General features: G+C 62.9%; 8 protein-coding genes and 1 pseudogene. 2 read left to right on the forward strand and 7 right to left on the reverse strand.

Going from position 1 to position 8541, the window contains the following annotated elements:
• The coding region (locus VG320_RS03020; protein WP_414695952.1) for an Hcp family type VI secretion system effector at positions 1 to 411 on the reverse strand (411 nt) is incomplete at its 3' end.
• 173 nt (positions 412 to 584) lie between these two features.
• On the opposite strand from VG320_RS03020, the gene VG320_RS03025 reads away from it, so the two are divergent.
• The gene (locus tag VG320_RS03025) at positions 585 to 1772 is read left to right on the forward strand and encodes an alpha/beta hydrolase family protein (protein WP_327198683.1); all 1188 of its coding nucleotides are present in this window, start codon (positions 585 to 587) and stop codon (positions 1770 to 1772) included.
• Here the strand turns inward: VG320_RS03025 and VG320_RS03030 are convergent, their stop codons facing one another.
• Positions 1773 to 2294, reverse strand: coding sequence for a cysteine hydrolase family protein (locus tag VG320_RS03030; RefSeq protein ID WP_327198684.1), 522 nt, complete (start codon positions 2292 to 2294; stop codon positions 1773 to 1775).
• 222 nt (positions 2295 to 2516) lie between these two features.
• Here VG320_RS03030 and VG320_RS03035 point away from each other — a divergent pair, with 222 nt between their 5' ends.
• Positions 2517 to 4367: an acyl-CoA dehydrogenase gene (locus VG320_RS03035; RefSeq protein WP_327198685.1), complete on the forward strand. Its 1851-nt coding sequence runs from the start codon at positions 2517 to 2519 to the stop codon at positions 4365 to 4367.
• Between the two features lie 77 nt (positions 4368 to 4444).
• Here the strand turns inward: VG320_RS03035 and ugpB are convergent, their stop codons facing one another.
• From ugpB to VG320_RS03060, 5 genes and pseudogenes are all read right to left on the reverse strand, one after another.
• A complete protein-coding gene (gene ugpB, locus VG320_RS03040; RefSeq protein WP_327198686.1) occupies positions 4445 to 5806 on the reverse strand; it encodes a sn-glycerol-3-phosphate ABC transporter substrate-binding protein UgpB in 1362 nt (453 codons plus the stop codon).
• A 106-nt stretch (positions 5807 to 5912) separates the two neighbouring features.
• Entirely contained in the window at positions 5913 to 7004 is a 1092-nt protein-coding gene (gspK, locus tag VG320_RS03045) for a type II secretion system minor pseudopilin GspK (protein ID WP_327198687.1), read from the reverse strand.
• A gap of 2 nt (positions 7005 to 7006) precedes the next feature.
• Positions 7007 to 7681, reverse strand: coding sequence for a prepilin-type N-terminal cleavage/methylation domain-containing protein (locus VG320_RS03050; RefSeq protein WP_327198688.1), 675 nt, complete (start codon positions 7679 to 7681; stop codon positions 7007 to 7009).
• Positions 7659 to 8090, reverse strand: coding sequence for a type II secretion system minor pseudopilin GspI (gene gspI / locus VG320_RS03055; RefSeq protein WP_349256912.1), 432 nt, complete (start codon positions 8088 to 8090; stop codon positions 7659 to 7661). Before gspI ends, VG320_RS03050 begins: the two co-directional genes overlap by 23 nt.
• Positions 8071 to 8541: pseudogene (locus VG320_RS03060) on the reverse strand (cytochrome-c peroxidase); the annotation flags it as partial. The gene gspI and the pseudogene VG320_RS03060, both read right to left, overlap by 20 nt.

Raw genomic sequence — 8541 nt, forward strand, 5'->3', positions numbered from 1 at the left:
TGCACTTTGCACCACATACTCCTTTTTCATTCGCGCAAAAGACAGCGCAACGTGCTCCAGCGCTAATCCGGCTCCAGCGGCCGGTTCCACGTGCGTCACAATCACGTCGTACATAGTGATTTTTAGATATTCGAGCGGCAAGCCGCCCGCCTTACGCATGGTTAGCAAAACCTTCGGAATATGCTTGCCCTGAAAACAATAGCTCGCAAGGTTCGGACTCGCGCGGTCAATCATATGCGTAAAATGCAAATCCGAAACGGACGCCTTTGCAGCGCCACCGCCCGAGCCAGAATGCATACTGGACTTCTGCGTAATATTCCAACTCCAGCCAAGGACTTCAATTTCGTCGGCATGCGTCGCATCTTGCGATTCGCCCGCAATACCGTCAATTTTGATAAAAATATCTGCCATTATCGTTCCAGACGTGTTCAGGAATTTGCCAGCATATTCCCACCCGCCACATAACACCTTGATAATGAACATGTTTTCGCACTGAGACGACGCAACAATGGGCGTCCTGAAGGATCTGATCGCGCTTCTTCAATAGAATCGCCTTCCATAACAACGACGCCCGGAGTTCAAGCATGACGCATGTTCCTGCTGCCGCTGGATCGGCCCGTACACTCGCCGCTTTGCTGCGACGCGCCGCGCTTTCGCTTTGCATGGTCGCGCTGCTGTTCGGTCAGGCGCGTCTGGTCCAGGCCGATGAACCGGCGGACCCCGCGCCCTGGCATGTCGGCCTGACTTCACGCGTGATCCATCCGGGCGTCGAGCGCAACTGGCGCGGCGCGGCCACGCAGCAACTGCTCACGCAGATCTGGTATCCGGTCGCTTCCGCCACGCCCGAAACACCGCGCGACATCGGTCGGCCTGGCGATCCGATCTTTCGCGGTCATCCCGTCGCCAGCGACGCCCCGCTCGCTGGCGACGCGGCCACGCGCTTTCCGCTCGTGCTGCTTTCGCACGGCACGGGCGGCAGCGCCAACGATCAGGACTGGCTGGCCAGCGCACTCGCGGCGCACGGCTATATCGTGGCCGCCGTCAATCATCCGGGCAATAACGAACTCGAACCACTCACGCGCGAGGGCTTCACGCTGTGGTGGGAACGCGCAACCGATTTGAGCAACGTGCTCGACGCTTTATTGGCCGATCCGCAGCTTGGGCCGCATATCGATCAGGCGCGCGTCGGCGCGGCGGGGTTCTCGCTGGGCGGCTATACCGTGCTGGCAATCGCGGGCGCGCGCACAGACGCGCAGGCGCTGGAAGCGTTCTGCCGTTCGCCGCAGGCCGATGCGATCTGCCATCCGCCCGAAGCGAAACGGCTGGGGGGTGGCGCAAGCGGTGCAAGTGGAGCAAGCGCCCCGCTCCCGCCGCCCACACCCGCGATGCGCGCCTCGTTCGCGCGCTCAGGCAATTCGTACCGCGACGCCCGCGTGCGGGCCGTGTTCGCGATTGCGCCAGCGCTTGGCGAGGCCTTCGACGCCGACGCCTTCAAGGAAGTGACGATCCCCGTCGCCCTGCTCGCGGGGACCGCCGACGTCACCGTGCCGCCCGACACCAACGTGCGCCGCATCGCGGGCTTTTTGCCTCAGGCGAGCCTGACGATGCTGCCCGGCGCGTCGCACTACACCTTCCTCGACACCTGCCTGCCGGGCGCCGTCGAGCGGCTCGCGCGCATCTGCAAGGACGGCCCGGGCGTGGATCGCGACGCCATTCACGCGCAGGCAACGCGCGAAGTGCTGGCGTTCTTCGCCCGGACCTTAGCGAAGTGACTAGATAGCCGCGTCAACAGGCGCGAGCGTCACGCGCGTGGACAGCGCGCTCAGCGCGATCGCGTGGATCATCTGGCTGACCGTCGTGCAGGCGTCGCTGAGCACGGTCACCTTGTTGTAGTCGTCGGCGCGACGGGACAGCGCCGTATGCGTGACGCAGTTCTGCGTCATCATTCCGCACAGGATCAGTTCGTCGACGTTAAGGCGCTGCAAGGTGTCGTGCAGCGTGGTGCGCTCGAAGGCGTCCGCGAACTGCTTGACGACCACCGGCGCGTCGGGCGCGGCCGCCTGGATACGCGCGTGCGTTTCTACGCCCACGGTGCCCGCGTTGAAGAAGGGCGCGTTGCCTTTCGCAGCATCGGCGACATGCTGTACGTGGATCACCGGTATGCCCTTCACCTGCGCACGGCCAATGGCGCGCTCGACCACGGCGAGCGTGGCGTCGGCGTTCCAGAGCTCGAACGCCCCTCCCGGGAAGTAGTCGTTCTGGAGGTCGATGACGATCAGCGCGGGTTGGCTCATGCGAAAGCTCCTGGTGTTTTGATTGGGATGCGCGAGGTTGGAGAAAGTTGGACAAAGCGCGACAACATTCGCGCCGCCCAGTCTACTAGAGCGCAGCGCGTGCGTTGCTCTGCGGGGCATGATCGAAACATCCGGGCACGTTAAAACCCCAATAGCACGATCGTTCTATTTTGGTGTAGGCTGGCGCTCTTACTCGTCACCTTCTTCGCGAGACCGCCTGCCATGTCGCTGATCTTCTCCCGCCGTGACCTGAATTTCCTGCTCTACGAATGGCTCGATGTCGAGCGCCTCACCCGCATCGCGCGCTACGCGGACCACTCGCGCGAGACCTTCGACGCCGCGCTCGACACCTGCGAGAAGATCGCCACCGACCTGTTCGCCCCGCATAACAAGAAGAACGACCAGCACGAGCCGCATTTCGACGGCGAAACCGTCACCATCATTCCCGAGGTCAAGACCGCGCTGAAGGCCTTCTGCGAAGCGGGCCTGATGGCGGCAGGCCAGGACTACGAATACGGCGGCATGCAGTTGCCGCTGGTGGTGGAAAAGGCCGGCTTCGCCTGGTTCAAGGCCGCCAACGTCGGGTCGAGCGCCTATCCGTTCCTGACCATCGGCAATGCGAATCTGCTGCTCGCGCACGGCAGCAAGCAGCAGATCGAGACCTTCGTAAAGCCGGAACTGAAAGGGCGCTACTTCGGCACGATGTGTCTTTCGGAACCGCAAGCGGGTTCCTCGCTCTCGGACGTGGCCACCCGCGCCGACTTTGAGGGCGAATCGCCGCTGGGCGCGCAGTACCGGCTGCGCGGCAACAAGATGTGGATCTCGGGCGGCGAGCACGAACTATCCGAGAACATCGTGCATCTGGTGCTGGCGAAGATCCCCGGACCGGATGGCAAGCTGATTCCCGGCGTGAAGGGCATCTCGCTCTTCGTGGTGCCCAAATACCTCGTCAACGAGGACGGCACACGCGGCGAGCACAACGACGTGGTGCTCGCGGGCCTGAATCACAAGATGGGTTATCGCGGCACCACGAACTGCCTGCTCAATTTTGGCGAAGGCACGAAGTACACGCCGGGCGGCCGCGCGGGCGCGATCGGCTATCTGGTGGGCGAGCCGCACCGCGGTCTCGCCTACATGTTCCATATGATGAACGAAGCGCGTATCGGCGTGGGACTGGGCGCGACGATGCTCGGCTATACCGGCTATCTGCACGCGCTCGATTACGCGCGCAATCGTCCGCAGGGGCGCGGCATGGGCGCGGCGGGCAAGGACCCTGCGTCGCCGCAGATCAAGCTGGTCGAGCACGCCGACGTGCGCCGCATGCTGCTCGCGCAAAAGAGCTACGTGGAAGGCGCGCTCGCGCTCACACTCTGGTGCGCGAAGCTGGTGGACGAAGCCCGCGCGATCGACGACGATGCCGCGCGCGAACCGCTCACGCTGCTGCTCGATCTGCTCACGCCGATTGCGAAAAGCTGGCCGTCGCAATGGTGTCTCGCCGCCAACGATCTCGCGATTCAGGTGCATGGCGGCTACGGTTACACACGCGAATACAACGTCGAGCAGTTCTATCGCGACAACCGCCTCAATCCGATTCACGAAGGCACCCACGGCATTCAGGGCCTCGATCTGCTGGGCCGCAAGGTGACGATCAAGGACGGCGCGGCGCTCAAGCTGTTCGCGCAACGCGTGCAGGCGACGCTTGATCGCGCACGCTCGAACGGCGATGCGCAGGACGCCGCGCATGCCCGCGCACTGGAAGCGGCGCTTGGACGTCTGGTCGAAGTGACGCGCGCATTGTGGGCGGCGGGCGACCCGAACGTGACGCTGGCGAATGCTTCGGTGTACCTGGAAGCATTCGGGCATGTGGTGGTGGCGTGGATCTGGCTCGAACAGGCGCTGGCCGCGCGCGCGGCGCTCAAGCACGCGCAGGGCGACGACGCCGACTTCTATCGCGGCAAGCTGGCGGCGGCCACCTACTTCTTCGCGTGGGAATTGCCGAAGACCTCCGCGCAATTCGATCTGCTCACCTCGCTCGATCGCACGACGCTCGACATGCAGGACGCGTGGTTCTAGAACGCACGCTTTAGCCGATAAAAACGGCGCGATGTCCATCGAAGGACATCGCGCCGTTGCGCTTTAAAACACGGGAACTATCCGCCCTGCTTTTCAAAGCGCCTGAGCAATTCATTACCGCGCGAGTTGGCTGAATCAAGCGCCTGTTGCGGCGTCTTGCTGCCCGTCCACACCTGTTCCAACTCCTCGTCCACCACCGTGCGGATCTGCGGCATGTTGCCAAGACGCAGGCCCTTGGTGTACGGCAGCGGCGGCTTGTTGAGCATCTGCTTCGTGGCCGTATCGGCGCCGGGATGCGCGGCGTAGAAACCCTGTTTGCGCGCGAGATCATAGGCGGCGGTCGTCACCGGCAGATAACCCGTGTCCTCGTGCCACTTCGCGGCCACGGCCGGCGACGTCAGATAAGCGAGAAACTTCGCCACGCCCTTGTAGACCTCGGGATTCTTGCCCGCCAGCACCCACAGGCTCGCCCCGCCGATGATCGCATTCTGCGGCGCGCCCTTCACGCTCGGGTCGTACGGCATCATGCCGGTGCCAAACTGGAATTTCGCGTACTTCTGCACGTTGGCGAGTGCACCCGACGAGCCCATCATGATGGCGCAATCGCCGCTATAGAACTTGGCGGTGGCTTCGTCCTTGCGGCCCACATAGGTGAATGTGCCGTCCTTCGCCATCTTCTGCAGAAACGCGATATGCGCGACCTGGAGCGGCTTGTTGATTTCAAGCTCGGCGTCGGCGCCGTCGAAGCCGTTGTTGCGCGTGGCGATCGGAGCGGCGTGCCAGGCGCTGTAGTTTTCGATCTGGATCCAGCCTTGCCAGCCGGTCGTAAAGCCGCAATTCAGGCCCGCGGCCTTGAGCTTCGCGGCATCGGCGGCAACTTCGGGCCAGGTTTTTGGCGGCACGTCGGGATTCAGGCCAGCTTTTTTGAAGGCATCGCGGTTGTAGTAAAGCAGCGGCGTCGAGCTATTGAAGGGCATCGACACCAGATGGCCCGTCTTCGCATCGCCGTAGTAGCTGGCGACAGTCGGCACGAAGGCTTTTTCGTCGAACGGCACGCCCGCGTTCTTCATCACGTCGTAGACAGGAACGACAGCTTTCTTTGCCTGCATCATCGTCGCCGCACCTACTTCGTAGACCTGAAGAATGGCAGGTGCATCGCCGCTGCGATAAGCCGCGATGCCGGCTGCGAGCGTCTGGTCGTAAGTGCCCTTGAAAACCGGCACGATCTTATAGTCGCTTTGCGAGGCGTTGAACTGCTGGGCGATCTCGTTCACCCGCTCGCCCAGTTCCGATTCCATCGCGTGCCAGAACTGGATTTCGGTGGGTGCGGCGTGTGCAGTCTGCAGGCCGGATACGGCCAGCAACGTCGCGGCCAGCCCGCGCAAGGCAAACCGCAATGAATGACATGGTTTCGTGCGCAACTTCTCGTGCTTTCTCATCGGGCTCTCTTCCTGGTCGTGGATGTCGATACGGGATGGCGAAACTCCAAGCCGGGCAAGGGTAGCATAGGGGTGTGGCGGGAATGGCAACACGGCTCCCGCGGCCTCACCCCTGATCCCGCACCCGCACGATCCGGGTCGCATGCGTCAGAGGATCGCGCCAGACCAGCGTGGTGCGCTGCACCTCGGCGCGATCGTGTTCCACGCCGCCATGAATGAGGAAATAGCTGGTATTCACGTCGTACAGCGACGAATCCAGCGTCACACCTTCCACACCTGCAGCCTCCAGCCCCAACGTCACATCGCTCATGTTGCGGAAAAATACGGTCTGGCGGCGCGCCACGAACGCCTGCGCCTGGGCCAGTGTCATCTCTGGCACGATCGCGGTGAGCACCTCGGCGCTCGCGGTATTCATGTTCACCGGCGTGGCGTTCGGCAACACCGTGATGAACGGGCGCAGCCGTGCAACGGCGGCCGGCGTGAAGCCTGGAACGTCGAGCAGCGCGTCCGTGTCGGTCATCAGCAGCGATGCCACGGCGCTGTCCGTGTCGTCGTCCAGACCGGGGTTATCGCCAGTAATCGCGCCGTCTTCCTGCGTCTGCGAAGGCTGCGTACTCGCCGTCGTTGTGCTCGATGTGCCTGCGTTCTCAAAACGCGTAGCCGAATGCGACAGCCCCGCACGCACATACAACGCGGTCTTGCTCGCCAGTTGCCCATCGACGCCGACGAGTTTCAGCAGGCGCTGGAAGGCCTGCAATTGCGTGACATTCACCTCCAGCACGCCGGGCGATGGGTTCGACACGAGACTGCGCAGATTAAAACGCGATTCGGCGTCTTCGACCGTGCCGGTCAGCCAGGTCGAGCCGACCTGCGCGCCGTTCTCGTCGCCCATGTTGCCGACGAACTGGCTCAAGCGCGTGCGCGCAACCGGCGTGCTCCACAGGCCGCCCAGATACGTGACCGATGGCAAGGTATCGGCCTCAGAATGCAGCACGAGCCTCGTCCAGTCGAGCGCGCCACGCGCAACCCATTGCGCCTGGCCCAGCAGGCGCTGGTTCTCGATCCGCCGAACCTGCACCTGCTCGCGCCAGAGAATCCCCGACACCAGAATGGCGCACAGCGCCATCACCAGCAGCGCGGTAATGATCGCCGCACCGCCTTCGCGCTGTTTTTTACGATGCCTGATGCGCGTCCTCATCGTCACTCTCCCACCAGAAAAGCGCGGTTGATGGGCCGCTTGAGCGTTTGCGCGCTGATGCTGACCTGCAGTCCCGTGACGGCGCGCGGCAGCGGCATGGCGGCGAGTTGCGGAATCGTCAGGTTGTTGTCGTTGGTCGTGATCGCGCTGCGCACGTCGTCCATCTGCGTGGTCCAGCCGGTGGGCGACACATACATGCTCACCTGGATGGCTTTCACGCCATTCATGAGCGGCACCGAACTCCATGTGCCGTCTTCGCCGTTGCGCATGGCGCGGCGAAGCTGACTGAAGCTGCCTATCGGCGGCGACGCATAGCGGATCACGAGGCCATCGGCGACCTGATAACGCACGACTTCAAGACGCGGCGCCTGTCCTTCCACACCCGGATACGTGCGTACGATCTGCAATCCTGACGAATCGACGGTAATCGCGCTGCCGCCGGTTTCGTCGTCGGATACTGCGAGGCGCGCGTCGATACGCATCTGGTCGAACAGTTCCGCGAACACGCGCTCGTCGGACATCGATCGCGAAATCGCATCGCGCCCCCGCGTAATCGCATCCAGACCGCGCCACGCCAGCACCGCGACCACGGCGAGGATCGCCACCGCCACCAGCAGTTCGAGCAACGTGAAGCCGCGGGAACCGCCGCGACGCCTATAGCGAACGATTGGTTTCATCGTCGAACATCGTCATGAGTTGCGCCAGATTGCCCTTGTGCCCAGGCGCCGTAACCGATATCTCCACGCGCCTGAACAATGGATTCGGCGTCTCGCTCACGCTTTGCGTGCATACCAGTGCGAGATTGCCCTCGGAGCAATCGAACTGCGTCACGCCGAGCGCGGGCCACGTATGGACCAGGCGCAAGTGGGTCAATACGTTGTCCGCACTCCAGCCTGCCAGCAGACGCCGGTGCAATTCGGCTTCACTCGACGCAAGATTGCCGACCGCGCGCATCGATGCCGCCAGCGCAACGGCAATGATGGCGAGCGCGACGAGCACTTCGATCATCGTGAAGCCGCGCGTGTTGCGTGCGCGGGATACAGGGCCTGCGCGCGTCCCGCGAAACTTATTGCTTGTAGCCGTCATTCAACGTCTTCAGAAACGCGATGATGTCGTCGATGTCCTGTGCCGACATCGAGGGTTGATCGCCGGCCTTCCGATCGAACGGCGCATCCGCAACGTCAATATTGGCAGCGTATTTCGCGGGAAGATCGTTGTATTTCTGCGCCTTGCCGCTCGCATCGCGCGGATAGATCTTGTCCGGGTCGATATCGCGCAGGTTGTAGAAGTCCATCACCTGTTTGAGGTCGTGATAGACGCCGTTGTGGAAGAACGTTTTGCGCGTGGCGACGTTACGCAGCGTTGGCGTGAGGAACATGCCGCAGTATTGCGTCTGGCTCGCGATGTCCTGACGGAACGGACCGCAAAGCCCCATATCGAAGAATTTCGGGTCCTTGTTCTGGGCGAGTTCCTGATTGCGCGGCACGCCCAGCGCTTCGTACTGCGTATCGGTAAAGAGCGGCGGCAGACCATCCCG

Source organism: Paraburkholderia sp., from assembly GCF_035948235.1.
In the GTDB taxonomy this organism is placed as follows: domain Bacteria; phylum Pseudomonadota; class Gammaproteobacteria; order Burkholderiales; family Burkholderiaceae; genus Paraburkholderia.

Excerpts from the sequence above, each read along its gene's own strand:
- VG320_RS03030 (WP_327198684.1), bottom strand. The coding sequence starts at position 2,294 with ATGAGCCAACCCGCGCTGATCGTCATCGACCTCCAGAACGACTACTTC.
- gspK (WP_327198687.1), bottom strand. The coding sequence starts at position 7,004 with ATGAGGACGCGCATCAGGCATCGTAAAAAACAGCGCGAAGGCGGTGCG.
- VG320_RS03050 (WP_327198688.1), bottom strand. The coding sequence starts at position 7,681 with ATGAAACCAATCGTTCGCTATAGGCGTCGCGGCGGTTCCCGCGGCTTC.
- VG320_RS03035 (WP_327198685.1), top strand. The coding sequence starts at position 2,517 with ATGTCGCTGATCTTCTCCCGCCGTGACCTGAATTTCCTGCTCTACGAA.
- ugpB (WP_327198686.1), bottom strand. The coding sequence starts at position 5,806 with ATGAGAAAGCACGAGAAGTTGCGCACGAAACCATGTCATTCATTGCGG.
- VG320_RS03025 (WP_327198683.1), top strand. The coding sequence starts at position 585 with ATGACGCATGTTCCTGCTGCCGCTGGATCGGCCCGTACACTCGCCGCT.
- gspI (WP_349256912.1), bottom strand. The coding sequence starts at position 8,090 with ATGACGGCTACAAGCAATAAGTTTCGCGGGACGCGCGCAGGCCCTGTA.